Below are 26660 nucleotides of genomic sequence, written 5' to 3'. Positions count from 1 at the left end.
GCGCATTACTTGCGCAGCTCGACGACGAAGTCGTAGTAGTCGTTGCGGCAGTAGGTATCGGTGAGCTCGATCGCGCGCTGGTCGGCCGTATAGCCGATTCGCGTGATCAGCAGCAGCGCGTCGTGCGGCGCGATGCCCATCTGCTGCGCGATCTCGTCGGTCGCGTTGACCGCGCGGAAATGCTGCAGCGCGCGCACGATGGGCGTGCCGCGTGCTTCGAGATAGCTGTACAGCGAACCGCCGATCGCCTGCGGATCGGGAATCAGCGTGGCGGGGAACGTCGAGTTCTCGACGGCCATCACGATGCCGTCGGCGAGGCGCAGGCGTTTCAGCCGTGTAACCGATGCGGCCGGCGACAGGCCGAGCTGGATGACTTCGTCCCGGTTCGCCGGCTGAATCTCACGTTCGAGCCACTGCGAGCTCGGCTTGAAGCCACGGCGCTCGAGCATCTCGCTGAAGCTCGACAGCCGCGACAGCGGATCCTCGTAGCGCGGCTGGATGAAGTTGCCGGCGCCTTGCGTGCGGCGGATCAAGCCCTGCTCGACGAGCAGCGCGATCGCCTTGCGCGCGGTGATGCGCGACACGCCGAGCGCTTCGGACAGCACGCGTTCGGACGGCAGCGCCTCGCCGGCCGCCCAGCGATTGTCGTGGATCGCGTCACCGAGCTTGCGGGCGAGCTGCAGGTAGAGCGGCGTATCGTTCTCGGGGTCGGGGCGCAGGTCCTGCCAGCGGTCGTCCGTGGGTGCCTTCATGGAATGGGTATCGATCAGATTGCCGGCCATTCTAAGTCATCATGCGGCGCCGTTATATCCGGTTTTTGCCGTGCAGCAGGTGGACGCCGCGCCGATTGACTACACTGATGCGTCGTATTCGATGCTACGGCCGCGGGTGCGCGGCCACCAATCCGCAGCGAGGAGCGCATGACAGACACGATCGCCACGGTCGTCCTGCCGGACGGCGAGACGATTCCGAAGCTCGGCCTGGGCACTTGGGAAATGGGCGAGCGGCCCGCGCGTCGCGCGGACGAGATCGCCGCATTGCGTGAGGGTATCGCGCTCGGGATGACGCTGGTCGACACCGCCGAGATGTACGGAGACGGCGCGACCGAGGCGCTCGTCGGCGAGGCGCTGACCGGACTGCGCGACGGCGTGTTCCTTGTCAGCAAGGTGTATCCGCATCATGCGAGCAGGCGTGGCGTCGTCGCCGCGTGCGATGCGAGCCTCAAGCGTTTGCGTACCGACCGTCTCGACCTGTACCTGCTGCACTGGCGTGGTTCGGTGCCGCTCGAGGAGACGGTCGAGGGATTCGAGGCGCTGCGGCGCGCGGGCAAGATCCGCCATTGGGGTGTCAGCAACTTCGACACGGCCGACATGGCGGAACTCGTCGACGAGGCGGGCGGCAGCGCGTGCGCGACCAACCAGATCCTCTACAACATCGCGCGGCGCGGCCCGGAATTCGACCTGTTGCCATGGCTCGCCAAGCACCGGATGCCGGCGATGGCCTACAGCCCGGTCGATCACGGGCGGCTGCCGAAGCGTTCGCCGCTCGACGAGATCGCGCGGCAACGCGGTGTATCGGTGATGCGCGTCGCGCTTGCCTGGGTGCTCTCTCGGCCGGGTGTATTCGCGATCCCGAAGGCGTCGCGGATCGAACACGTCCGCGACAATCGCGCGGCGCTCGATCTCGAGTTGAGCGATGACGAGCGCGCGCAACTCGACGGCTACTTCCGTCCGCCGCGCAGCAAGCGCGCGCTCGAAATGCTCTGACCGTGCCGGGTCAGGCGATGCATCGGTCAGTGGCCATGGCCACCGGCCGATCCACCGTTGCCGCCATTGCCGTTTCCGTTGCCGACACCGTTGGCACCGCCGTTGCCGGCGCCACCACTCCCGTTGCCATTGCCGTTGCCGCCGCCATTGCCGTGGCCACCGTTGCCGCCGTTGCCGCCGCTGCCGCCGCTGCCGCCGCTGCCACCGCCGTTGCCGCCGCCGCCGTTACCGCCGCCATTGCCACCGCCATTGCCACCGCCGTTACCGTGACCGCCGTTGCCGCCGCCGTTGCCGCCGCCGTTACCGCCGCCATTGCCGCCGCCGTTACCGTGACCGCCGTTGCCGCCGCCGTTGCCGCCGCCGTTGCCGCCGCCGTTGCCGCCGCCGTTGCCGCCGCCGTTGCCGCCGCCATTGCCGCCGCCGTTACCGTGACCGCCGTTGCCGCCGCCGTTGCCGCCGCCGTTGCCGCCGCCGTTGCCGCCGCCGTTGCCGCCGCCGTTGCCGCCGCCGTTGCCGCCGCCGTTGCCGCCGCCGTTGCCGCCGCCGTTGCCGCCGCCGTTGCCGCCGCCGTTGCCGCCGCCGTTGCCGCCGCCGTTACCGCCGCCATTGCCACCGCCATTGCCACCGCCATTACCGTGACCGCCGTTGCCGCCGCCGTTACCGTGACCGCCGTTGCCGCCGCCGTTACCGTGACCGCCGTTGCCGCCGCCGTTGCCGCCGCCGTTGCCGCCGCCGTTGCCGCCGCCGTTGCCGCCACCATTGCCACCGCCGTTGCCGCCGCCGTTGCCGCCGCCGTTACCGCCGCCATTGCCACCGCCGTTGCCACCGCCGCCGTGGCCACCATGACCACCCGAGGTACCGCCACCTGAGGTACCGCCACCCGAGGTACCGCCACCTGAGGTGCCGCCACCCGAGGTACCGCCACCCGAGGTACCGCCACCTGAGGTGCCGCCACCCGAGGTACCGCCTCCTGAGGTGCCGCCACCCGAGGTGCCACCTCCTGAGGTACCCCCACCGGAGGTACCGCCACCCGAGGTGCCGCCACCCGAAGTACCACCACCTTTACCCTCGTTGCCTGATGCACCGCCGCTACGACCTGTTCCGCTCGTACCACCGGATGTCGCCCCGGTCGATCCACCGACGCCTGCAGGCCCGACGGTGCCGCTTCCACCATTCCCGCTGCTGCCTGGGCTGCTACTGCCAGAGGTGCTTCCGGCGCCGCTGCCCACAGCGCCTCGGCCGGCATAGATGTGGACCGCGCAAGCAGCCGGACTGGCGGCACAGGACGTCGTGTCGTCGGCGAGCATCATGACGGGGTCTGCGCTGGCGGTCGGGTCGGACGCGACGCCGGGCATCGAATCCTGGGCAATCGCGTAAGAACAGCAGCATGCAAACGCGGCCGCGGCCAGCAGGGTCGTGCGATAGCACCATCCCGCCGTACGGGACAGTTGATTCGTTCTGCTCATTATTGATCTCCCCGATGCGCGCGATGCCTCGTCACGCGCGACCATCAACGTGTGATGCAGGGGACCAGCAACGATGCATTGTCGTATCGGCGGCCGATGCGTGTCGGACCGGCGTCAGAAGCCAGCCGGGAACACGAATCGGCACGCGGGCCCGCCGTGCGAATCCCTAACTGCGAGATTCGTGCCACCGACCGGCCGTGCCCGTGGCGCAAGGCGCGCACGTATCGCGCGACAGCGTGTGATACGCCGTCGTGAGCGTTTTGTTTCCGAAATGAAACGTCTGACTACGTCTATCGCGCCGTCGGGCCGGCAGCACGCGGCCAGCGATGGCAAAGGATCGACGCGATCCAGGCGACGAGAAACAGCGCGACGATGCCGTAACCGATCGCGCCGAAGCGCGCGCCAAGTGCGTCGAGCGCCTCGCGTACTGGGCCCGTCAGCGACAGCTTGTCGGCGAGCAGGCCGGCGGCCTCGATCCCGCCGACCGCCAGTGCGACGGCCGCGGAGAGCAGCGTGATGCTCGCGTTATAGAGCAGCTTGCGCCGCGGGTCGTCCATCGCCCAGCCGTACGCATGAATCATCAGCACGTTATCGGTAGAGTCGATCAGCGTCATGCCGGCCGCGAACAGCGCGGGAAACAGCATGACCGAATGGATCGGTAGCGCGTGGCTTGCCTGCGCGGCAGCGATCGCGAGCAACGCGATTTCTGTTGCAGTATCGAAACCCAGGCCGAACAGCACGCCGACCGGATACATGTGCCAGCTTTTCGACACGAACCGGAACAGCGGGCGCAGCAGCCGCGACACGAGGCCGCCCGCGCGATGCGCGTGCGCGGCACCGTGAGCCGCGTCCGGCGCGCCGCGATAGCGCCGCCACACGTGGCGCAGGATCACGAGGTTCATGCACGCGAGCACGAGCAGGAAGGTTGCTGATACCGCCGTGCCGATCGTGCCTCCGATTTCGCGGAATGCGTCGAAGCGGTCGCGCAGCGCGAACGCGCTCAGCGCGATGCCGAGCGTCGCGACGACCACGATCGTCGAGTGGCCGAGCGAGAAGAACAGGCCGACCGTCACCGGACGCTGGCCGTCCTGCATCAGCTTGCGCGTCGCGACGTCGATCGCGGCGATGTGATCGGCGTCGACCGCATGACGCAGCCCGAGCCCGTACGCGATCGCCGCGGTGCCGAGCAGCAGCGGACGGTCGTGCAGCACCGCGAGCGCCCACAGCCAGACGGCGACGTTCGCGGCGATCAGGCCGGCATACAGCATCAACAGGCGGCGCAGGGCAGGGGTGGGCGGCATCGGGGTGGTTCCATCGGACGAATCGCGATGTATTGTGGCATGCGCAAAAATGGCCTGGCGTGCCGATCAAAAACGGCGTCGGGGCGTCGGCCATCCGCCGTGCTGCGCTGGACGGATAAAAAAAGCCCGTCCGGAACCGGACGGGCCTGAGGTCTGCGCGCAGCTGGGCGCGCGCCCCGCGCTTACTTCACTTTCGCGTTGATCACGCCTTCCGACACGTTCGCCGGCGTTTCCGCGTAGTGCTTGAACTCCATCGTGTACGTCGCACGACCTTGCGTCGCCGAGCGCAGCGACGTCGAATAGCCGAACATCTCGGCGAGCGGCACTTCGGCGCGCACCAGCTTGCCGCCGCCGCCCGCGATGTCCTCCATGCCCTGCACGATGCCGCGCCGGCTCGACAGGTCGCCCATCACGTTGCCCATGAAATCCTCCGGCGTCTCGACCTCGACCGCCATCATCGGCTCGAGCAGCACCGGCTTCGCGCGACGCATCGCTTCCTTGAACGCCATCGAGCCGGCCATCCGGAACGCGTTTTCGTTCGAGTCGACGTCGTGGTACGAGCCGAACGTCAGGTGCACCTTCACGTCGACGACCGGGTAGCCCGCGAGCACGCCGCTCTTGAGCGTTTCGGTGATGCCCTTGTCGACGGCCGGGATGAATTCGCGCGGAATCACGCCGCCCTTGATCTCGTCGAGGAACTCGTAGCCCTTGCCGGGGTTCGGCTCCAGCGTGATCACCGCATGCCCGTACTGGCCGCGCCCGCCCGACTGCTTGACGAACTTGCCTTCGACATCGGAGGCCGTCGTGCGCACCGTTTCGCGATACGCGACCTGCGGCTTGCCGACCGTGGCCTCGACGCCGAACTCGCGCTTCATCCGGTCGACCAGGATTTCGAGGTGCAGCTCGCCCATCCCCGAGATGATCGTCTGGCCGGATTCCTCGTCGGTCTGCACGCGGAACGACGGATCTTCCTGCGCGAGACGGTTCAGCGCGAGGCCCATCTTTTCCTGGTCGGCCTTCGTCTTCGGCTCGACGGCCTGCGAGATCACCGGCTCCGGGAATTCCATCTTCTCGAGGATGATCGGCTTGGCCGGATCGCACAGCGTGTCGCCCGTCGTCGCTTCCTTCAGGCCGACCGCCGCCGCGATGTCGCCCGCGCGCACTTCCTTGATTTCCTTGCGCTCGTTCGCGTGCATCTGCAGGATCCGGCCGAGCCGCTCCTTCTTGTCCTTCGTCGCGTTCAGCACCGTGTCGCCCGATTCGACGACGCCCGAATACACACGGAAGAAGATCAACTGGCCGACGAACGGGTCGGTCATGATCTTGAACGCGAGCGACGAGAACGGCTCGTCGTCGCTCGGGTGACGTTCCGCCGGCTTCTCGGGATCGTGGAAGTCGTGACCGAGGATCGCGGGCACGTCGACCGGCGACGGCAGGTAGTCGATCACCGCGTCGAGCATCGCCTGCACGCCCTTGTTCTTGAACGCGCTGCCGCACAGCATCGGCACGATCTCGTTCGCGATCGTGCGCTGGCGCAGCGCGGCCTTGATCTCGTCCTCGGTCAGCGATTCATGGTCGTGCAGGTACTTCTCGAGCAGTTCCTCGCTGGCTTCCGCGGCGGCTTCGACCATCTTCTCGCGCCATTCGTGTGCAAGCTCGACGAGATTCGCCGGGATCTCCTCGTACGTGAACTTCACGCCCTGGCTTTCGTCGTCCCATACGATCGCCTTCATCTTGACGAGATCGACGACGCCCTGGAAATGATCTTCCGCGCCGATCGGAATCTGGATCGGCACGGCGACGCCCTTCAGGCGCTCGCCGATCTGGCGCTGCACGCGGAAGAAGTCCGCGCCGACGCGGTCCATCTTGTTGACGAACGCGATGCGCGGCACCTTGTACTTGTTCGCCTGGCGCCACACGGTTTCGGATTGCGGCTGCACGCCGCCGACCGAGTCGTAGACCATGCACGCACCGTCGAGCACGCGCATCGAGCGCTCGACCTCGATCGTGAAGTCGACGTGCCCGGGGGTGTCGATGATGTTGATCCGGTGTTCAGGATAGTTGCCGGCCATGCCCTTCCAGAAGGCCGTGGTCGCGGCCGACGTGATCGTGATGCCGCGTTCCTGCTCCTGCTCCATCCAGTCCATCGTGGCCGCGCCGTCGTGCACTTCACCGATCTTGTGGCTCACGCCGGTGTAAAACAGGATGCGCTCGGTCGTCGTGGTCTTGCCGGCATCGATGTGAGCGCTGATCCCGATATTGCGATAGCGCTCGATGGGGGTTTTGCGGGGCACGTGAACCTCCTGGTGGTTCGGATCGTAAGGGGGCCGGCTGCACCGGCCCGGGCTGAAACAAGCGAGATTTAAAGCATAGCGCTTGTCCGAGGCTTTTGCAGATGCGGGCAGCGTTGGCCGAATCAAGGCGCGCGTCGCCATCGGCCGGCGAAAAAAAACCGGCGCCCAACAACGAGTGATGGGCGGCCGGCTTCGGTCGACGTGCGGCGGCGCCGCGGCAATGGCCGTTACTGGGCCTTGGGCAGGCCTTCGAGCTTCATGCCCGGCTTGATGCCCTTCGCCGCGAACCAGCCCTTGCTCATTTCGAGCGCATAGACGCCGTTGTTGCGCGGGCAGTGGTTGTCGGTCGTCTCGGCCTTCATTTCGTCGATGTCGGTGATCGTGCCGTCCGCGCGGATGAACGCGATCGACAGCGGGATCAGCGTGTTCTTCATCCAGAAGCAGTGCACGGCGTTCTCGTTGAACACGAACAGCATGCCTTCGTTCGGTGCGAGCTGCGACCGGTACATCAGCCCCTGTTCGCGGTCGGCGTCGTTCGCGGCGACGGCCGCGTCGATCACGTACATGCCGGCGCGCAGCTTCGCGCGCGGGAACTCGCTCGGCTGCTTGGCGCCGGGCGGCATCTGCGCGTGGGCGGTCTGCATGCCGAGCGCGAGGACGGCGAGCGCGGCGGGAAACACGGCGGCGCGCGCAAGGCGGCCGAGCGACGAGCGCAGGGAGAATCGCACAGCAGGGCTCCTATCGGGAAAACGAGACCCGCATGGTACGCGAAGCGCGCCGGCGGGCACAAAAAAGAAAAAGGCAGATCGCCTCGCGGTGATCTGCCTTTCAACGCCGTAAGAACGGCAAGACTGCGTGTTCTTGACTGCGTTATTACAGCTTGCTTACTTAGTTCGAAGCAGCTGCCGGTGCTTCGGCTTCGCTAGCTGCCTTCTTAGCTGCGTGGTGCTTCTTCTTTGCGTGGTGCTTCTTGGCAGCGTGCTTTGCCGGTGCCGAAGCAGCTGCCGGAGCAGCAGCCGAAGCAGCTTCCGGAGCCGAAGCTTGTGCGAAAGCTGCCGTTGCGAAGAGGCCAGCGACCAGAGCGGCGATCAGTTTGTTCATGTTGTGTTCCTCAGCTTTAGTTAATTAACCAAATGACCCGGCAATAGGAGTCATGTCGTCTAACGGTGCCATCCACCTTTCGGTTGACAGACGCTTCGAGAAATTTCTCATTGCGCTGCGGGCGCCGAATCGTATTCGATAAAAACGTCGCTTTCGTGACGCAAACACGGGTTCGGCTGCCAATGCCGGATAGCTAAGGTTGGCATCTGCGTGGTTTAACGCGCGATCTTCGCAGGCGGTTGACGAAAAAGATGACGAAAAATTCGCGCGTCCGGAATGTGTCATTCGGCGCGTGCGAAACCGTCCCACGGGGCACGCGGTGGCAGCGCGATTGTTTCGCCCGGTGCAATGCCGAGCGCGAATATGTCGAGCGCGCCGATGCCGACGCGCACGAGACGCAACGTCGGGAAGCCGATAGCGGCAGTCATCCGCCGCACCTGCCGATTCTTGCCTTCGGTGATCGCAAGTTCGATCCACGTGGTCGGGATCGCGGCGCGATAGCGGATCGGCGGATTGCGCGGCCACAGCGTGTCCGGCGGTTCGATGAATTCGGCGCGGCACGGGCGCGTCACGTAGTCGCCGAGATCGACGCCGCGCGCGAGCGCCTTCAGGTCGGCCGGGCCCGGCGCACCGTCGACCTGCGCCCAGTAGCGCTTGACGAGCTTGTGGCGTGGTTCGGCGATGCGCGCCTGCAGCGCGCCGTCGTCGGTGAGCAGCAGCAGGCCCTCGCTGTCCGCGTCGAGCCGGCCGGCCGGGTAGACGCCGGGTGCTTTTACCCAGTCGCCGAGCGACGGCCGCGTCTCGTGCGCGGAAAACTGGCAAATCGTGCCGAACGGCTTGTTGAGGGCGATCAGGGTCATGGCGGGCGTCCGCCCGGCGTGCCGCGGCGGAAGCGGGACGGGCGGTCTATGGCAAATGGCGGAATCTTAATGCATAATACGGAACGGCAAGTCCTCTGTCTTATATAAGACATAAGGGAAGACTTGATACGCAGCGTCGCGCTTCGTGCCGCCGGCCCCGGTTGGGGCGCTAGAATAGCGCTCGCTGTTGCCGTCACGAGGGTGGCAGGGCCACCTCGCCGCGCGCGCAGTTTCGACCAGCATCACCTGCTCAGCCACGTCACTGGAGTCGATCATGCCGTATCAGCACATCAAGGTTCCGGAGGGCGGTGACAAGATCACCGTCAACAAGGACTTCTCGCTCAATGTTTCCGATCAGCCGATCATTCCCTATATCGAAGGCGACGGTACGGGCTTCGATATCACGCCGGTGATGATCAAGGTCGTCGATGCGGCGGTCGCGCATGCCTACAAGGGCAAGCTCAAGATCCACTGGATGGAGATCTTCGCGGGCGAGAAGGCGACGAAGGTGTACGGTCCGGACGTGTGGCTGCCGGACGAAACGCTGCAGGTGCTGAAGGAATACGTGGTGTCGATCAAGGGGCCGCTGACGACCCCGGTCGGCGGCGGCATCCGTTCGCTGAACGTCGCGCTGCGCCAGGAGCTCGACCTCTACGTGTGCCTGCGCCCGGTCCAGTATTTCAAGGGCGTGCCGTCGCCGGTGCGCGAGCCGCAAAAGATCGACATGGTGATCTTCCGCGAGAACTCGGAAGACATCTACGCGGGCATCGAATGGGCCGCGGGCTCCGAGCAGGCGAAGAAGGTCATCAAGTTCCTGCAGGAAGAAATGGGCGTGAAGAAGATCCGCTTCCCGGAAACCTCGGGGATCGGCGTCAAGCCCGTGTCGACCGAAGGCACCGAGCGTCTCGTGCGCAAGGCGATCCAGTACGCGATCGACAACGATCGCAAGTCGGTCACGCTGGTGCACAAGGGCAACATCATGAAGTTCACGGAAGGCTTGTTCCGTGACGCCGGCTATGCGCTCGCGCAGAAGGAGTTCGGCGGCGAGCTGATCGACGGCGGCCCGTGGATGCGCGTGAAGAACCCGAAGACGGGCAACGAGATCGTCATCAAGGATTCGATCGCCGACGCGTTCCTGCAGCAGATCCTGCTGCGTCCGGCCGAATACGACGTGATCGCGACGTTGAACCTGAACGGCGACTACATCTCCGACGCGCTGGCCGCTCAGGTCGGCGGCATCGGGATCGCGCCGGGCGCGAACCTGTCTGATTCGGTCGCGATGTTCGAGGCGACCCACGGCACGGCACCGAAGTACGCGGGCAAGGATTACGTGAACCCCGGTTCCGAGATCCTGTCGGCGGAAATGATGCTGCGCCACCTCGGCTGGACGGAAGCGGCCGACACGATCATCGCCGCGATGGAGAAGTCGATCCTGCAGAAGCGCGTCACGTACGACTTCGCGCGCCTGATGGAAGGCGCGACGCAGGTGTCGTGCTCGGGCTTCGGCGAAGTGCTGATCGAGAACATGTAAGTCCCCTTCCGGGGCAGGCCGGCGGACAGCCGGCAGCCCCGGCGCCTACTGCCGGCGCCGGGGCGTTTCATGAACGGCAGGTTTGTTGGCAGGGCGGTCCGGCATGCGGGCCGCGGCGCCGCGATGCGGCCCGCATGCCCTGCAAGGTAGAACATGACGGCCCTCGCAACACCACCGCCCGGCTAGCCGGCACGCCCCTTTCGCGATCGACCCGGTCGCTCCCCGCCGATTACCGTCGGCGCCCCTCAGTCCCAAATTTTCACGTAGCAACGCATCGACCATGTCCACTTCGCCCAAGATCATCTACACCCTCACCGACGAAGCGCCGGCGCTCGCGACCTATTCGCTGCTGCCGATCGTCAAGGCCTTCACGCGCTCGTCGGGCGTCGCCGTCGAAACGCGCGACATCTCGCTCGCCGGCCGCATCATCGCGGCATTCGCCGACGTCCTGCCGCCGGAGCAGAAGGGTTCCGACGATCTGGCCGAACTGGGCCAGCTCACGCTGAAGCCGGAAGCGAACATCATCAAGCTGCCGAACATCAGCGCATCGGTGCCGCAGCTCAAGGCCGCGATCGCCGAACTGCAGGCGCAGGGCTACAAGCTGCCGGCGTACCCGGAAGAGCCGTCGACCGACGAAGAGAAGGCCGTCAAGGCCCGCTACGACAAGATCAAGGGCAGCGCGGTGAACCCGGTGCTGCGCGAAGGCAACTCCGACCGTCGCGCGCCGCTGTCGGTCAAGAACTACGCACGCAAGCACCCGCACAAGATGGGCGCATGGAAGGCCACGTCGAAGGCGCACGTCGCGCACATGAGCGAAGGCGACTTCTACGGCAGCGAGAAGTCGGCGCTGATCGCCGATGCCGGCAGCGTGAAGATCGAACTCACGACGGCCGACGGCGTGAAGAAGGTGCTGAAGGAAAAGACGGCCGTGAAGGCCGGTGAAGTCATCGATGCATCGGTGATGAGCCGCAAGGCGCTGCGCAGCTTCATCGAAGCGCAGATCGCCGACGCGAAGGCGCAGGACGTGCTGTTTTCGGTGCACCTGAAGGCGACCATGATGAAGGTCTCGGACCCGGTCCTGTTCGGTCACTTCGTGTCGGTGTTCTACCGCGACGTGCTCGCGAAGCACGCGGAGGTGCTGGCGCAGGTCGGCTTCAACCCGAACAACGGCATCGGCGACCTGTACGCGCGCCTGAAGGACCTGCCGGCCGACACGCGCGAAGCGATCGAAGCCGACGTCAAGGCCGAATACGCAGTGCGTCCGCGCCTCGCGATGGTCAACTCGGACAAGGGCATCACGAACCTGCACGTGCCGAGCGACGTGATCGTCGACGCATCGATGCCGGCGATGATCCGCGAGTCGGGCTGCATGTGGGGCCCGGACGGCGAACTGTACGACGCGAAGGCCGTGATTCCGGACCGCTGCTACGCGGGTGTCTATCAGGCCGTGATCGAGGACTGCAAGCAGCACGGCGCATTCGACCCGGTCACGATGGGCAGCGTGCCGAACGTCGGCCTGATGGCGCAGGCGGCCGAGGAATACGGTTCGCATGACAAGACGTTCCAGATTCCGGCCGACGGCGTCGTGCGCGTCACGGACGAAGCCGGCAACGTGCTGCTCGAGCACGCGGTCGAGTCGGGCGACATCTGGCGCATGTGCCAGACGAAGGACGCTCCGGTGCAGGACTGGGTCAAGCTCGCGGTGAACCGCGCCCGCGCGACCGGCGTGCCGGCCGTGTTCTGGCTCGATCCGGCACGTGCGCACGACGCGCAGATCATCGCGAAGGTCGAACGCTACCTGAAGGATCACGACACGAACGGCCTCGACATCCGCATCATGACGCCGGAAGACGCGACGCGTTTCTCGCTCGAGCGCATCCGCGCGGGCAAGGACACGATTTCGGTCACGGGCAACGTGCTGCGCGACTACCTGACCGACCTGTTCCCGATCATGGAACTCGGCACCAGCGCGAAGATGCTGTCCATCGTGCCGCTGATGGCCGGCGGCGGGATGTTCGAAACGGGCGCGGGCGGCTCGGCACCGAAGCACGTGCAGCAGTTCGTCGAGGAAGGCTTCCTGCGCTGGGATTCGCTCGGCGAATTCCTCGCGCTGGCCGCGTCGCTCGAACACCTCGGCAACGCGTACCAGAACCCGAAGGCGCTCGTGCTCGCGAAGACGCTCGACCAGGCGACCGGCAAGTTCCTGGACGAGAACAAATCGCCGGCGCGCAAGGTCGGCGGCCTCGACAATCGCGGCAGCCACTTCTATCTGTGCCTTTACTGGGCGCAGGCGCTGGCCGAGCAGACCGAGGATGCCGCGCTGAAGGCGCAGTTCGAAGGCGTCGCGAAGTCGCTGTCCGACAGCGAAGCGCGCATCCTGGAAGAACTGTCGGCCGCGCAGGGCACCGCGCAGGCGATCGGCGGCTACTACCGTCCGAACGTCGAGCTGACGAGCCGGGCGATGCGCCCGAGCGCAACGCTGAACGGCATCGTCGACGCAGTCGCCTGACGCAGGCCGCGCTCCCGCGCGCGCCACGGCAGCGGCAGCGGCCGATGCGGCTCGCCGTTCCGCCGAACATGAAAACGCCCCGGTCACCCGGGGCGTTTTTCGTTGCCGGCGTGCCATTCAGACGTGAACGATTTCCCACTCCGCGATTTCGTGCGGCACTTCGAGCGTGGCCGTATCCAGTTCGGACAATTGCTCGCAGTCGCCGCGGGAGATGTGGTCGGCCGCCACTTCCGGGCACGAGAACGCGCCGAGCAGGGCGTTGCCGAACGTCGCTTCCCAGCCGCCGTTACCCGGCAGGATATAGAACGACCCGAGCGCTGAACCAAAGCGAAATCCCTTCATTTCCGTTCTCCCTTTCTGATCACAAGCGATTCTGTTGTGCCGCCCGCCGGCTCGTCCGGCTGTGGCCCGACTGGCTGCTTGCGCCGGGGTCCATATCGACCGTCGTGGCGAAGCGTCAGTGCATGGAACAAAGTCTACGTCCGGGGCGGCGCCCGATGGTGCGCGTAGAGCGCTTTCTCGAAACAAAAAATCTCTCGTAAAAACAGAGGCTTATTGCGCGCGTTTTGTATCGCGGAACGTTTTTCGGCATCGCGAAACAGCGAATTTGTGCCATGCACCACGAATTTTTATAACGCAGTGACTTATTCCGGATCGTGAAAAATTGGCGGGTTCATGCGTGGGTGGCGCGCGGCATGCCGATCGCGGGATGAGCGGCAGGGGCGAACTGTCTCGACCGGGCGTGGCGAAAGCGATCGGCGAAGGCCGGCGGTCGGCTCCAATTGCGATGAATGCGGTGAGGTGCCGCAGCACCCGGCGACGATCGAAAACGCTCGATGATCGCAAGCCGGCCTGTTCGTCCGACCGGCCGCCCTGAGTCGTATCGACGCTCGTCCGCTGCTGCCGTGCCTCAGCCGGGGGCTGCGGTTATGATGACGCGGGCATCAGGATTCGCGTCGCGCACGAGCGCTTCTCCGTGCCCGCCGGTGCGAGTGTCGCGACGGCGGCGCGACGCGGCATGGATAACGAGGAACGATTGATGATACGGAGAACCTTCCTGTCGCACGCCATCGGCGTCGCGGCGGCATCGCTGTTTGCGCGCACCGCCTGGGCGCAGCATGCCGGTCATACGGGCATGGCAGGCACGGATCAGATGGACGACATGCCGGGCATGTCAGGGATGGCAGACCACGCGCAACACGCGAAACCGGCGCCGGCTGCGCTCGCGGTGGCCGATGCGCTGCCGGCCGGCGCGCCGCTCGCGTCGCTGCGCACGCTTGCGAACGAAAGCCGCGAGCCGGGCACGTTCCGCGCGACGCTGGTCGCCCAGCCGGTCGCGCGTCCGATGCTGCACGGTGCGCGTCCGACGACGTTCTGGCAGTTCGGCGCGGGCACGCAAGGGCCGGTGGTCGGCTCGCTGATCGACGTGCGCGAGGGCGACACGGTCGAAATCCGCTTCGTAAACAAGCTGCCGCAGCCGTCGACGATCCACTGGCACGGCCTGCCGGTGCCGCCCGACCAGGACGGCAACCCGTCCGATCCCGTCGCGCCGGGCGCGTCGCGCGTGTATCGCTTCACGCTGCCGAAGGGGAGCGCCGGCACATACTGGTATCACCCGCATCCGCACATGATGACCGCCGAGCAGGTGTTCCGCGGGCTGGCCGGCCCGTTCATCGTGCGTGCCGCCGACGATCCGCTCGCCGGCTGGCCCGAGCGCAACCTGTTCGTGTCCGACCTGAAACTCGCGCGCGACGGCACGATCCCGCCGAACGACATGATGGACTGGATGAACGGCCGCGAAGGCCAGTTCGTGCTGGTCAACGGTGCGCGCCGGCCGCGGATCGACGTCTCGGGCGACGAGCGCTGGCGCGTGTGGAACGCGTGCAGCGCGCGCTACCTGCGCATTGCGTTCGACGACGGCCGCGCGTTCGAGCAGGTCGGCACCGACGGCGGGTTGTTCGATGCGCCGCGCCGCGTGACGTCGCTGCTGCTCGCGCCGGGCGAGCGCGCGGAACTGCTGGTGCGCGCCGGCGATCGCGCGTCACGCGCGGTGCTGCAGGCGGCCGAATACGACCGCCGCAAGATGGCGATGTCGCACGACGGCGGCCGCGGCAGCCTGCCGCCCGATCCGGCGCTGCCGCTCGCCGACGTCGCGTTCGCACCGGCCGCCGCCCGTGCGCTGCCGGCCACGCTGCGCGCGGTGCCCGCCCTCGGCGAACCGGTCGCGCACAAGGAAGTCGCGTTCGGCGAAGAGATGGACATGGACGCGATGATGAGCAGCCCGGCGCATGGTCGCCCGGCCGGGATGCGCTTCACGATCAACGGCGCGACCTACGCGCCGCACCGTGCGACGCTGACGAGCCGCCGAGGCGACGTCGAACGCTGGGCAATTCGCAACGCCACCGACATGGATCACCCGTTCCACTTGCACGGCACGCAATTCCAGGTGATCGAGCGCGCATCGGGCGGCACGCGCACGAGCGAACCGTTCCGCGCGTGGCGCGACACCGTGAACGTGCGCAGCGGCGAGACCGTGACGATACTCGTCATGCAGGACATGCCAGGCGAGCGCATGTTTCACTGCCATATTCTCGAACACGAGGATCTCGGCATGATGGGCACGCTGAAGGTCGTGTAACGAGTATTGAATATGTTTCACGCGTATGTCGGCATTCGATTTGCGCGTGAAACAGGACAATGCATGTTCAATTATCGGGATTGAACGAAAAGGCCTGCCAATCGAATTAACGCGTGGCTGGTCTGAAAAAAAAGAAACCCGGCGCAATGCCGGGTTTCTTCGTCTGATATCCGGTGCCTTTACGCGGCCTGGATGTTCGACGCTTGCTTGCCCTTCGGCCCTTGAACGACCTCGAAGCTCACCTTCTGGCCTTCCTTCAGGGTCTTGAAGCCCTGCATGTTGATGGCCGAGAAGTGCGCAAACAGATCTTCACCGCCCTCGTCGGGAGTGATGAAACCGAAGCCCTTCGCGTCGTTGAACCACTTAACGATACCAGTTGCCATTTTCCTACTTCCCCTGTCACACAGTCGCTGCTACTTACCACGAGCACGCTCGAAAAGCTAAACGACCGGAAAATACAGCCGTTCCCCCCTCACAAGCTCACCTTCGGCCTCTTTCATTTCGCCAACCGACGAGTTGAAAAAAGTGCCAGCTTGATTGTTGGCGCTCTTTATTTGAGTGTCAAGCGGAATTTTTAGACGGTTAGAGGGCCGTTGTAAAGAACCCATTTTCAGGGTTTTTCCGGCTTTGCTTTGCAGCATGCCGCCGAGCGCGCGGACTTGAAAAGTCGCATAATCGGCTCATATACCAGGCTCGAGTGACACGCGATCGAGTCGTCCCGGCTTGTGGGATACTGGATGCGGATGCGACGTCCGGTGCGGTTTCCCCCTGACGGTTCGTGTTCCGCGCCAAGCGTGAAAGCCGGCACCGCAGCCGGCTTTCGTATGGTGCGAAGACGATCGCGAGTCGTCGGGAACCAGGGAGGGCGCCGGCCGGTCGGTCGGGTAATGGCAGGATTGCGGGCCTGTCCGAGTTGTTTAGAATGGGTGTATGGCGATTATCCCGGACAAGCAGGACAGCACCGTCCTGGAACGCAAGCAGCAGAAGCTCAAGCCGCCTTCGATGTACAAGGTGGTGCTGCTGAACGACGACTTCACGCCGATGGAGTTCGTCGTGATGGTCGTACAGGAGTATTTCAAGAAGGATCGCGAGACGGCCACGCAGATCATGCTGAAGGTCCATCGTGAAGGGCGAGGGGTATGTGGGGTCTATACGCGGGACATCGCGTCGACCAAGGTTGAGCAAGTCGTTACCCATGCGCGGCAGGCCGGGCATCCGCTGCAGTGCGTGATGGAGGAAGCATGATTGCCCAGGAATTGGAAGTCAGCCTGCACATGGCGTTCATGGAAGCACGCCAGGCGCGCCATGAGTTCATTACGGTCGAGCATCTGTTGCTGGCCCTGCTGGATAATCCGACGGCAGCCGAGGTGTTGCGCGCGTGTGCGGCCAACATCGAGGACTTGCGTCAGAACCTGCGCAATTTCATCCACGACAACACACCTACCGTCCCGGGCACCGACGATGTCGATACCCAGCCGACGCTCGGTTTCCAGCGCGTGATCCAGCGCGCGATCATGCACGTCCAGTCGACGTCGAATGGCAAGAAGGAAGTCACCGGCGCGAACGTGCTGGTCGCGATCTTCGGCGAGAAGGACTCGCACGCCGTCTATTACCTGCAGCAGCAGGGCGTCACGCGCCTGGACGTCGTGAACTTCATTTCGCACGGCATCGCGAAGACGAACGGCGGCGAAGCCGCGAAGTCGACCGACGCGAACGCGGAAAGCGAAGACGCGAACGCGCAGAAGGAAACCCCGCTCGCGCAGTTCACGCAGAACCTGAACCAGATGGCGAAGGACGGCCGCATCGATCCGCTGATCGGCCGCGAGCCGGAGGTCGAGCGCGTCGTGCAGGTGCTGTGCCGTCGCCGCAAGAACAATCCGCTGCTCGTCGGCGAAGCCGGCGTCGGCAAGACCGCGATCGCCGAAGGGCTCGCCTATCGCATCACGCGCGGTGAAGTGCCGGACATCCTCGCGAACGCGCAGGTGTATTCGCTCGACATGGGCGCGCTGCTCGCGGGCACCAAGTATCGCGGCGACTTCGAGCAGCGTCTGAAGACGGTGCTGAAGGAGCTGAAGGAACGGCCGCACGCGATCCTGTTCATCGACGAAATTCACACGCTGATCGGCGCGGGCGCCGCTTCGGGCGGCACGCTCGACGCATCGAACCTGCTGAAGCCGGCGCTGTCGTCGGGCACGCTCAAGTGCATCGGCGCGACCACGTTCACCGAATATCGCGGCATCTTCGAAAAGGACGCGGCGCTGTCGCGGCGCTTCCAGAAGGTCGACGTGACGGAGCCGACCGTCGAGCAGACGGTCGCGATCCTGCGCGGGCTGAAGTCGCGGTTCGAGGAGCATCACGGCGTCAAGTATTCGTCGGGTGCCCTGTCGGCCGCGGCCGAGCTGTCGGCACGCTTCATCACCGACCGTCATCTGCCGGACAAGGCGATCGACGTGATCGACGAAGCGGGCGCCGCGCAGCGCATCCTGCCGAAGTCGAAGCAGAAGAAGACGATCGGCAAGAGCGAGATCGAGGAAATCATCTCGAAGATCGCGCGCGTGCCGGCGCAGAGCGTGTCGCAGGACGATCGCAGCAAGCTGCAGACGCTCGATCGCGACCTGAAGAGCGTCGTGTTCGGCCAGGATCCGGCGATCGACGCGCTCGCGGCGTCGATCAAGATGGCGCGAGCCGGTCTCGGCAAGATGGACAAGCCGATCGGCGCGTTCCTGTTCTCCGGCCCGACGGGCGTCGGCAAGACCGAAGTGGCGCGCCAGCTTGCGTTCACGCTCGGCATCGAGCTGATCCGCTTCGACATGTCGGAATACATGGAGCGTCACGCGGTGAGCCGCCTGATCGGCGCGCCGCCGGGCTACGTCGGGTTCGACCAGGGTGGCCTGTTGACCGAAGCCGTCACGAAGAAGCCGCACTGCGTGCTGCTGCTCGACGAGATCGAGAAGGCGCATCCGGACATCTTCAACGTGCTGCTGCAGGTGATGGACCACGGCACGCTGACCGACAACAACGGCCGCAAGGCGGATTTCCGCAACGTCATCATCATCATGACGACGAACGCGGGCGCCGAGTCGATGCAGAAGGCGACGATCGGCTTCACGACGCGCCGTGAAACGGGCGACGAGATGACCGACATCAAGCGCCTGTTCACGCCGGAGTTCCGCAACCGCCTGGATGCGATCATCAGCTTCCGCTCGCTCGATGAGGAAATCATCATGCGCGTGGTCGACAAGTTCCTGATCCAGCTCGAGGAGCAGCTGCACGAGAAGAAGGTCGACGCGCTCTTCACCGACGCGTTGCGCAAGCATCTCGCGAAGCACGGCTTCGACCCGCTGATGGGCGCGCGGCCGATGCAGCGGCTGATCCAGGACACGATCCGTCGCGCGCTGGCCGATGAACTGCTGTTCGGCAAGCTCGTCAATGGCGGTCACGTGACGGTCGACGTCGACGAAAACGACAAGGTGCAGCTGTCGTTCGACAAGCTGGCGAATCCGCCGCACAAGCCGAACGAAGAGACGGTCGAAGTCGAGTAAGCGATAATTCGTTGTTCATGCGAACGGCGCGGGAAGTTTTCCGCGCCGTTTCGTTTTATCTGGCGCCGGTGGCGCGATGGTGGTGCAGGGGAGTGGTAACGCGGTGACACAACAACAACGGTCGTTCGACAACATCGTCGCGCGCGAACAAGGGTTGCGCCATGCGCTGACGTCGGGGCAGATGGCGATGATCGCGATCGGCGGCGCGATCGGCACGGGGCTGTTCCTCGGCAGCGGGTTCGCGATCGGGCTCGCGGGCCCGAGCGTGCTGGTTTCGTACGCGATCGGCGCGCTGATCGCGCTGCTGTTGATGGGCGCGCTCGCGGAAATGACGGTCGCGCATCCGACGGCCGGCTCGTTCGGCGCGTACGCCGAGCACTACGTCGGCCCGCTCGCGGGCTTTCTCGTGCGCTATGCGTACTGGTTCGCGGTCGTGTTCGCGATCGGCACCGAAATCAGCGCGATCGCCGTCTTCATGAAGTACTGGTTCCCGGCCGTGCCCGGCTGGTACTGGGTGATCGGCTTCTCCGCGCTGCTGATCGCGGTGAATCTCGCGAGCGTCACGCTGTACGGCTCGGTCGAATATGCGTTCTCGTTGCTGAAGATCGCGGCGATCGTCGTGTTCATCGTGCTCGGCGCTTATTTCGTGTGGTCGGCGCCGACCGCATCGGGCATCGGCTTCGCGAACTACACCGCGCACGGCGGATTCATGCCGAAGGGGCCGTGGGGCACCTGGGTCGCGGTGATCGTCGCGATCTTCAGCTACATGAGCATCGAGGCGGTCGCGATCGCGGCCGGCGAGGCGCGCGATCCGCAGCACGCGGTCACGCGCGCGTTCCGCTCGACGGTATTCCGCCTCGTGCTGTTCTACCTGCTCACGCTCGCGCTGATGCTCGCGATCGTGCCGTGGACGCAGGCCGGCACCGACGAGAGCCCGTTCGTGAAGGTGATGGCCGCAACGCACGTGCCGTATGCGGCCGGCGTAATCAACTTCGTGCTGCTGATCGCCGCGCTGTCGGCGATGAACAGCCAGCTCTACGTGACGACGCGGATGATGTTCAGCCTGTCGCGCGCGCGGCTCGCGCCGGCCGTGTTCGGCCGGCTCGGCAACAACGGCGTGCCGCGTGCGGCGCTGTGGATCTCGACCAGCGGCGTCGCGGTCGCGGCCGTGCTGGTCGCGCTGTCGCCGGATACCGCGTTTACCGTGATGATGGCGATCGCGATGTTCGGTGCGCTGTTCACGTGGCTGATGATCTTCGTCACGCACCTGCGTTTTCGCGCGCAATATCGCGGCCCGACGCTCCCGTTCCGGATGTGGGGGCACCCGTTCGGCAGCCTGCTCGGCGCCGGGCTCGTCGGCGCGATCCTGCTGACGACCGCGTTCACGCGCGAATTCCGGATGACGATGGTGGTCGGCGTCGTGTTCGTCGTGCTGCTGACGCTCGCGTATGCGCTGCACTACCGGCACGAACACGCACGCTGACGGTGCCCGCGCGGCCGCCCACGGCCGCGCTCGCCGGCCATACCGTTCTTCGCGTTCGCTAAGGTTTCGTTAAGCCGGCGGAGACTAGCATTCGATCCTGTCTGCAACGCGGGCCGGCACGCGCCGGCTCGCCGCTTTCCTGCATAAAGGGGTTCGAATGAACAAACTTCCTGAAATCACGCTCGCGTTCTGGATCATGAAGATCTGCGCGACGACGCTTGGCGAGACCGGCGGCGACTTGCTGTCGATGACGCTGAACGTCGGCTATGCGGTGAGCTCGATCCTGCTGTTCGGTTTCTTTCTCGCGACGCTGGGCGCACAGCTCAGAACGACGCAGTATCGCCCGGCGATCTACTGGGCCGTGATCGTCGCGACGAGCACCGCCGGCACGACGATGTCCGATTTCATGGACCGGACACTCGGCCTCGGCTATGCGGCCGGCTCGTCGATTCTAGTCGCGATCCTGCTGGCAATCTTCGCGGTGTGGCGCCTGAGCGGCGAATCGCTGTCGGTCGATCTGATCCGCACGCGCAAGGTCGAACTGCTGTACTGGATCGCGATCCTGTTCTCGAACACGCTCGGCACGGCGCTCGGCGATTTTCTCGCGGACAGTTCGGGCCTCGGCTTCGGCGGCGGCGCGCTGCTGATCGGCGGGCTGCTCACGCTGATCGTTCTGGCCCACTATTTCACGCGCATTTCAGGCGTGCTGCTGTTCTGGGCCGCATTCGTGCTCACGCGGCCGTTTGGGGCGACGGTCGGCGACTTGTTGACGAAACCGGTTGCCAAGGGCGGACTCGCGCTCGGCACGGTCGGATCGTCGGCGGTGCTGCTCGGCGTGCTCGTCGCGATGGTGATCTATGCAAGCATCGCGCAGGCGCGGCGACGCGAGCTTGTGCCCGCGCGGATCGCGCAGACGGCCGATCGGTGAGCGGTAACGGAAAAAGGAAAGGGGCCGCGAGGCCCCTTTTTTGCATGGTGTCGTTCAGTGTCGGCCGGTGCTGCCGAAGCCGCCTTCGCCGCGATCGCTTTGCGCGAAGTCGTCGACGATGTTGAACTGCGCCTGCACGACCGGCACGATCACGAGCTGCGCGAGCCGCTCGAACGGGTTCAGCACGAATTCGGTCTGGCCGCGATTCCACGTCGAGACCATCAACTGGCCCTGGTAGTCGGAATCGATCAGGCCGACAAGGTTGCCGAGCACGATACCGTGCTTGTGGCCGAGGCCCGAGCGCGGCAGGATCAGCGCCGCGTAGCCGGGATCCGCGATGTGGATCGCGAGGCCGGTCGGCACGAGCGTCGTTTCGCCCGGCTGCAGCGTGACGGGTGCGTCGAGACACGCGCGCAGGTCGAGGCCCGCGCTGCCGGTGGTGGCGTAGGCGGGCAGGTAATCGCGCATGCGCGCGTCGAGAATCTTCAGATCGAGTTTCATGCGGTCGTCGAATCGGTCGGGAAGGGCGCGGCGGCGCGGGCCGCCGCGCGGGTGATCAGATCAGGCGGTTGTCCGGCAGGCGCTTCGCGATTTCCGCGACGAGCACGTGCGCGAGTTCGTCCTTCGGTGCGCGCGGCAGGCGCGTAAGGCCGGCCGCCTCGAACAGCACGACTTCGTTGTCGTCGCGGCCGAACGTCAGCGGGCCGAGATTGCCGACCAGGAGCGGCACGTTCTTGCGCTTGCGCTTCTCGTCGCCGTGCACGTCGAGGTCGCCGCTTTCGGCCGCGAACCCGACACAATACGGCGGATCGGGCAGCGCCGCGACCGACGCGAGGATGTCCGGGTTCTCGACGAACGCGAGCGCGGGCATCTTGCGGTCGGCCGTCTTCTTCATCTTGTGCTCGGCCGGATGATCGACGCGCCAGTCGGCGACTGCGGCCACCGCGATGAAGATGTCGGCGTCGGACACCGCTTGCATCACTGCGTCGTACATCTGCTGTGCCGTCTGCACGTCCTGGCGGGTCACGCCCCACGGCGTGTCGAGCGCGACCGGCCCCGCGACGAGATGCACATCGGCGCCGGCCTGCTGCGCGGCGCGCGCGAGCGCGAAGCCCATCTTGCCGCTCGAGCGGTTCGTGAGGCCGCGCACCGGATCGAGCGGCTCGAACGTCGGGCCGGCCGTGATCAGCACGCGCCGGTGCGCGAGCACCTTCGGCGCGAAGTGCGCGACGATCGCTTCGTAAATCGCCTCGGGTTCGAGCATGCGGCCGTCGCCGACTTCGCCGCAGGCCTGAGCGCCCGAATCGGGGCCGAGCACCGACACGCCGTCGGCGCGCAACTGCGCGACGTTGCGCTGCGTGGCCGGGTTCTGCCACATCTGGCGGTTCATCGCGGGCACGACGAGCAGCGGGCAGTCGCGCGCGACGCACAGCGTCGACAGCAGGTCGTCCGCGAACCCGTGCGCGAGCTTCGCGAGGAAATCCGTCGACGCGGGCGCGATCACGATCGCGTCGGCTTCGCGCGACAGGTCGATGTGCGCCATGTTGTTGTCGATGCGTGCGTCCCACTGGCTCGTGTAGACGGGCCGGCCGGACAGCGCCTGCATCGTGACGGGCGTGATGAACTGCGTCGCGGCTTCGGTCATCGCGACCTGCACGGTCGCGCCTGCCTTCGTCAGCAGCCGGGTGAGTTCGGCGATCTTGTAGCAGGCGATGCCGCCCGTCAGGCCGAGAACGAGGTGTTTTCCTGCGAGTTCTGCGTGTGCCAACTCAGGCCTCCAAGGGTCAAACGGAACGGCCGGCGCGAAGCCGGCCGTCGACACCGAGTATGCGCGCTCAGCGCGAGCCGCGCACGCGACGCAGTTCGTCGTAGATCAGCAGCACCGCACCGATCGTGATCGCGGAATCGGCGAGGTTGAACGCCGGGAAGTGCCAGGCGCCGACGTGGAAATCGAGAAAGTCGATCACGTGGCCGTAGATCAGCCGGTCGATCACGTTGCCGAGCGCGCCCCCGAGGATCAGCGCGAGCGACAGGCTGAACAGCCGCTGCTGGCCGTGACGGCGCAGCAGGAAGCAGATCACGAGCGTGGCGCCGATGCCGAGCGCGGTGAACGCCCAGCGCTGCCAGCCGCTCGCGGTCGACAGGAAGCCGAACGCGGCGCCGCGGTTGTACACCAGCACGAGGTTGAAGAACGACGTCAGCGCATGCTGCGCGCCGTACACGAACGTTTTCAGGATCGCGATCTTCGACAGCTGATCGAACAGGATCACGATCAGCGAAATGCCGAGCCAGGGCGCGAGCGCGCCGCTGGCCGGTTTCGACACAGTCTTCGCCATATTCAAGCAGCGCTCCGGGTTTCGCCGTTTTCAAACAGGTTCGAGAAGCAGCGGCCGCACAGCGTCGGATGATCGGCGTGCGCGCCGACGTCCTCGCGATAGTGCCAGCAGCGTTCGCACTTCTGGTACTTCGACGCCGCAACGTCGACGCTTTCCTGCGCTTCGTCGTCGACCTTCACGACCGTTGCCGCCGACGTGATCAGCACGAACTTCAGGTCTTCGCCGAGGCTCGCGAGTGCGTCGTAGCGCGCGCCGCTCGCATGCACGGCCACTTCCGCCTGCAGCGACGAACCGATGCGGTTCGCGGTGCGTGCCTCCTCGAGCGCCTTCGTCACGTTGCCGCGTACGTCGCGCAGCAGCGCCCACTTCTCGATCAGCGCGGCCGAGCCGGCAACTTCCGGATACGCGTAGTAGGTTTCCGTGAATACGGTGTCGCTGGCCGGCTGGAACACCTTCCACGCTTCTTCCGCCGTGAACGACAGGAACGGCGCGAGCACGCGCAGCAGGCCGTGCGTGAGGTGGTACAGCGCGGTCTGCGCGGAGCGGCGTGCGCGCGAATCGGCCGCGCTCGTGTACAGGCGGTCCTTCAGCACGTCGAGGTAGAAGCCGCCGAGGTCTTCCGAGCAGTACGTTTGCAGCTTCGCGACGACCGGGTGGAACTCGTACTTCTCGTAGTGGCCGAGCAGTTCCGTCTGCAGTTGCGCGGAGAACGCGACCGCGTAGCGGTCGATCTCGAGCCATTCGTCGACCGGCACCGCGTGCTGCGCATAGTCGAAGTCCGACAGGTTCGCGAGCAGGAAGCGCAGCGTGTTGCGGATGCGGCGATAGCCTTCGGTCACGCGCTTCAGGATTTCCTCGGAGATCGCGAGCTCGCCCGAATAGTCGGTCGACGCGATCCACAGGCGGATGATTTCCGCGCCGAGACGGTTCGCGACCTCATGCGGGTCAATGCCGTTGCCGAGCGACTTGCTCATCTTGCGGCCTTCGCCGTCGACCGTGAAGCCGTGCGTGAGCAGGCCCTTGTACGGCGCGCGGCCGTCGATCATCGACGCGGTCAGCAGCGACGAGTGGAACCAGCCGCGGTGCTGGTCGGAGCCTTCGAGGTACAGGTCGGCCGGGAACTGCAGTTGATCCTTGTGCGAGCCGCGCAGCACGTGCCAGTGCGTCGTGCCCGAATCGAACCACACGTCGAGCGTGTCGCGGTTCTTTTCGTACAGGTTCGCGTCGTCGCCGATCAGCTCGCGCGGGTCGAGCGTCTGCCACGCCTCGATGCCCGACTGCTCGACACGTTTCGCGACTTCCTCGAGCAGCTCCAGCGTGCGCGGGTGCAGCTCGCCGGTTTCCTTGTGCACGAAGAACGCCATCGGCACGCCCCACTGGCGCTGGCGCGACAGTGTCCAGTCGGGACGGTTCGCGATCATGCTGAACAGGCGCTGCTTGCCCCACGACGGGTAGAACGCGGTCGCCTCGATGCCCTCGAGCGCGGTTTCGCGCAGCGTCTTGCCGTCGTCGCGCGGGGTGACGTCCATGCCGGCGAACCACTGCGACGTCGCGCGGTAGATGATCGGCGTCTTGTGGCGCCAGCAGTGCATGTAGCTGTGCGTGTACTTCTCGCTGCGCAGCAGCGAGCCGGCCGCGTTCAGTGCGTCGACGATCTTCGGGTTCGCGTCCCAGATCGACAGGCCGCCGAACAGCGGCAGCGATTCGATGTAGCGGCCGTCGCCCATCACCGGGTTGATGATGTCCGAGTCGGTCATCCCGTGCGCCTTGCACGACTGGAAGTCCTCGATGCCGTACGCGGGCGACGAGTGCACGACGCCGGTACCCGTGTCGGTCGTCACGTAGTCGCCGAGGTAGACGGGCGCGGTGCGCTTGTAGCCGGGGTGGGCCGATGCGAGCGGGTGGTGGAAGCGCAGGTTCGCGAGCTTCACGCCGGGGGTGGTCGCGACGACGCGGCCGGTCAGCTTGAACTCGGTCATGCAGGCTTCGACGCGTTCTTGCGCGATGATCAGCAGCCCGCGCTCGGTGTCGACCAGCGCATAGACGATTTCCGGATGGAGGTTCAGCGCCTGGTTGGCGGGGATCGTCCACGGCGTGGTGGTCCAGATCACGATGCCGCCCTCGGCGCGCGGCAGCGCCGGCAGGCCGAACGCCTGCGCGGTCTTTTCCGGTTCCGCGAATGCGAACATCACGTCGATCGTCGGGTCGGTGCGGTCCTTGTACTCGACCTCCGCCTCGGCGAGTGCCGAGCCGCAGTCGAAGCACCAGTTCACCGGCTTCAGCCCGCGATACACATAGCCCTTGTCGATGATCTTGCCGAGCGCGCGGATCTCTTCCGCCTCGTTGACGAAGTTCATCGTCTTGTACGGATTCGCCCAGTCGCCGAGCACGCCGAGGCGCTTGAAGCCGACCTTCTGCTTCTCGATCTGCTCGGTCGCGTACGCGCGCGCCTTGCTCATCACTTCGGCCGCCGGCAGCGACTTGCCGAACTGCTTTTCGATCTGGATCTCGATCGGCATCCCGTGGCAATCCCAGCCCGGCACGTACGGCGCGTCGAAGCCGGCCATGTTGCGCGACTTGACGACGATGTCCTTCAGGATCTTGTTGACCGCGTGACCGAGGTGGATGTCGCCGTTCGCATACGGGGGGCCGTCGTGCAGGATGAACTTCGGCCGGCCCTGGCTGGCCGCGCGGATCTTCTCGTAGATGCCGCGCTCTTCCCATTCCTTGACCCACTGCGGCTCGCGCTTGGGCAGGTCGCCGCGCATCGGGAACGGCGTGTCGAGCAGGTTGACCGGATACTTGGCCTGCGGTTTCGAATCGGCTTTCTTGTTGCTCATGATGGGATCGCTATCTAAATCGGGGGACGCTCGGGCGTCGTGAATCGGGGATGCGCGCGAGTGGG

The 26660-nt window shown here is 65.7% G+C and carries 22 protein-coding genes; 10 read left to right on the top strand and 12 right to left on the bottom strand.

Going from position 1 to position 26660, the window contains the following annotated elements; genetic code table 11:
* Window positions 1-5: 5 nt before the first annotated feature.
* The gene (locus ACT2FV_RS29490; RefSeq protein ID WP_059528318.1) at window positions 6-752 is read right to left on the bottom strand and encodes a GntR family transcriptional regulator; all 747 of its coding nucleotides are present in this window, start codon (window positions 750-752) and stop codon (window positions 6-8) included.
* Window positions 753-920: 168 nt separating this feature from the next.
* Between ACT2FV_RS29490 and ACT2FV_RS29485 the strand changes: the two genes are divergently transcribed.
* The 3 genes from ACT2FV_RS29485 (at window position 921) to ACT2FV_RS29475 (ending at window position 3143) form a co-directional block, all read left to right on the top strand.
* On the top strand, window positions 921-1766 hold the full coding sequence (locus ACT2FV_RS29485; RefSeq protein WP_059608012.1) for an aldo/keto reductase: 846 nt from the start codon (window positions 921-923) through the stop codon (window positions 1764-1766).
* A gap of 35 nt (window positions 1767-1801) precedes the next feature.
* A complete protein-coding gene (locus tag ACT2FV_RS29480; protein ID WP_444505260.1) occupies window positions 1802-2635 on the top strand; it encodes a hypothetical protein in 834 nt (277 codons plus the stop codon).
* Window positions 2636-3014: 379 nt separating this feature from the next.
* Complete coding sequence (locus ACT2FV_RS29475; protein ID WP_444505259.1) at window positions 3015-3143, top strand: hypothetical protein; 129 nt, start codon at window positions 3015-3017, stop codon at window positions 3141-3143.
* Window positions 3144-3522: 379 nt separating this feature from the next.
* Here ACT2FV_RS29475 and ACT2FV_RS29470 read toward each other — a convergent pair whose 3' ends face one another.
* The 5 genes from ACT2FV_RS29470 to ACT2FV_RS29450 all read right to left on the bottom strand — a co-directional run bounded on the left by ACT2FV_RS29470 (window position 3523) and on the right by ACT2FV_RS29450 (window position 8788).
* Window positions 3523-4533 (bottom strand): HoxN/HupN/NixA family nickel/cobalt transporter, encoded by a 1011-nt coding sequence (locus tag ACT2FV_RS29470; protein WP_444505258.1) that lies wholly within the window; start codon window positions 4531-4533, stop codon window positions 3523-3525.
* 182 nt (window positions 4534-4715) lie between these two features.
* Window positions 4716-6827 (bottom strand): elongation factor G, encoded by a 2112-nt coding sequence (gene fusA, locus ACT2FV_RS29465; RefSeq protein WP_124621530.1) that lies wholly within the window; start codon window positions 6825-6827, stop codon window positions 4716-4718.
* A 227-nt stretch (window positions 6828-7054) separates the two neighbouring features.
* Complete coding sequence (locus tag ACT2FV_RS29460; protein WP_059465624.1) at window positions 7055-7555, bottom strand: DUF192 domain-containing protein; 501 nt, start codon at window positions 7553-7555, stop codon at window positions 7055-7057.
* A gap of 160 nt (window positions 7556-7715) precedes the next feature.
* On the bottom strand, window positions 7716-7928 hold the full coding sequence (locus tag ACT2FV_RS29455) for a hypothetical protein (RefSeq protein ID WP_072465376.1): 213 nt from the start codon (window positions 7926-7928) through the stop codon (window positions 7716-7718).
* Between the two features lie 281 nt (window positions 7929-8209).
* Window positions 8210-8788, bottom strand: coding sequence for a pseudouridine synthase (locus tag ACT2FV_RS29450; RefSeq protein ID WP_059527744.1), 579 nt, complete (start codon window positions 8786-8788; stop codon window positions 8210-8212).
* Between the two features lie 274 nt (window positions 8789-9062).
* Here ACT2FV_RS29450 and icd point away from each other — a divergent pair, with 274 nt between their 5' ends.
* Both icd and ACT2FV_RS29440 read left to right on the top strand, forming a co-directional pair.
* A complete protein-coding gene (icd, locus tag ACT2FV_RS29445; RefSeq protein WP_444505257.1) occupies window positions 9063-10319 on the top strand; it encodes an NADP-dependent isocitrate dehydrogenase in 1257 nt (418 codons plus the stop codon).
* A gap of 280 nt (window positions 10320-10599) precedes the next feature.
* Window positions 10600-12828 carry an NADP-dependent isocitrate dehydrogenase gene (locus tag ACT2FV_RS29440; RefSeq protein ID WP_124621534.1) on the top strand — a complete coding sequence of 743 codons (2229 nt, stop codon included), beginning with the start codon at window positions 10600-10602 and terminating at the stop codon, window positions 12826-12828.
* A gap of 117 nt (window positions 12829-12945) precedes the next feature.
* Here ACT2FV_RS29440 and ACT2FV_RS29435 read toward each other — a convergent pair whose 3' ends face one another.
* Window positions 12946-13170, bottom strand: coding sequence for a hypothetical protein (locus ACT2FV_RS29435; RefSeq protein ID WP_006490888.1), 225 nt, complete (start codon window positions 13168-13170; stop codon window positions 12946-12948).
* A gap of 697 nt (window positions 13171-13867) precedes the next feature.
* Here ACT2FV_RS29435 and ACT2FV_RS29430 point away from each other — a divergent pair.
* Complete coding sequence (locus ACT2FV_RS29430; protein ID WP_444505256.1) at window positions 13868-15466, top strand: multicopper oxidase family protein; 1599 nt, start codon at window positions 13868-13870, stop codon at window positions 15464-15466.
* A gap of 179 nt (window positions 15467-15645) precedes the next feature.
* Here ACT2FV_RS29430 and ACT2FV_RS29425 read toward each other — a convergent pair whose 3' ends face one another.
* Window positions 15646-15849: a cold-shock protein gene (locus ACT2FV_RS29425; protein WP_004196460.1), complete on the bottom strand. Its 204-nt coding sequence runs from the start codon at window positions 15847-15849 to the stop codon at window positions 15646-15648.
* A 547-nt stretch (window positions 15850-16396) separates the two neighbouring features.
* On the opposite strand from ACT2FV_RS29425, the gene clpS reads away from it, so the two are divergent.
* The 4 genes from clpS to ACT2FV_RS29405 all read left to right on the top strand — a co-directional run bounded on the left by clpS (window position 16397) and on the right by ACT2FV_RS29405 (window position 21419).
* The gene (gene clpS, locus ACT2FV_RS29420) at window positions 16397-16711 is read left to right on the top strand and encodes an ATP-dependent Clp protease adapter ClpS (RefSeq protein ID WP_006398529.1); all 315 of its coding nucleotides are present in this window, start codon (window positions 16397-16399) and stop codon (window positions 16709-16711) included.
* Window positions 16708-19008 carry an ATP-dependent Clp protease ATP-binding subunit ClpA gene (clpA, locus tag ACT2FV_RS29415; protein ID WP_124621538.1) on the top strand — a complete coding sequence of 767 codons (2301 nt, stop codon included), beginning with the start codon at window positions 16708-16710 and terminating at the stop codon, window positions 19006-19008. Before clpS ends, clpA begins: the two co-directional genes overlap by 4 nt.
* A gap of 103 nt (window positions 19009-19111) precedes the next feature.
* Window positions 19112-20491: an amino acid permease gene (locus tag ACT2FV_RS29410; protein WP_226116308.1), complete on the top strand. Its 1380-nt coding sequence runs from the start codon at window positions 19112-19114 to the stop codon at window positions 20489-20491.
* 157 nt (window positions 20492-20648) lie between these two features.
* Window positions 20649-21419: a COG4705 family protein gene (locus ACT2FV_RS29405; protein WP_174906252.1), complete on the top strand. Its 771-nt coding sequence runs from the start codon at window positions 20649-20651 to the stop codon at window positions 21417-21419.
* A gap of 54 nt (window positions 21420-21473) precedes the next feature.
* Here the strand turns inward: ACT2FV_RS29405 and dut are convergent, their stop codons facing one another.
* The 4 genes from dut to ileS all read right to left on the bottom strand — a co-directional run bounded on the left by dut (window position 21474) and on the right by ileS (window position 26595).
* Window positions 21474-21920 carry a dUTP diphosphatase gene (gene dut, locus ACT2FV_RS29400; RefSeq protein WP_444505255.1) on the bottom strand — a complete coding sequence of 149 codons (447 nt, stop codon included), beginning with the start codon at window positions 21918-21920 and terminating at the stop codon, window positions 21474-21476.
* Window positions 21921-21975: 55 nt separating this feature from the next.
* Complete coding sequence (coaBC, locus tag ACT2FV_RS29395; RefSeq protein WP_151048328.1) at window positions 21976-23187, bottom strand: bifunctional phosphopantothenoylcysteine decarboxylase/phosphopantothenate--cysteine ligase CoaBC; 1212 nt, start codon at window positions 23185-23187, stop codon at window positions 21976-21978.
* A 67-nt stretch (window positions 23188-23254) separates the two neighbouring features.
* Window positions 23255-23755, bottom strand: a complete 501-nt coding sequence (gene lspA / locus ACT2FV_RS29390) for a signal peptidase II (protein WP_124901017.1) — start codon at window positions 23753-23755, stop codon at window positions 23255-23257.
* A gap of 2 nt (window positions 23756-23757) precedes the next feature.
* Complete coding sequence (ileS, locus tag ACT2FV_RS29385) at window positions 23758-26595, bottom strand: isoleucine--tRNA ligase (RefSeq protein ID WP_444505254.1); 2838 nt, start codon at window positions 26593-26595, stop codon at window positions 23758-23760.
* Between the last annotated feature and the right edge of the window lie 65 nt (window positions 26596-26660).

The sequence above is a fragment of the Burkholderia sp. PR2 genome (assembly GCF_052372875.1).
Classification (GTDB): domain Bacteria; phylum Pseudomonadota; class Gammaproteobacteria; order Burkholderiales; family Burkholderiaceae; genus Burkholderia; species Burkholderia diffusa.
This window is presented reverse-complemented; position numbering and strand designations above follow the sequence as displayed.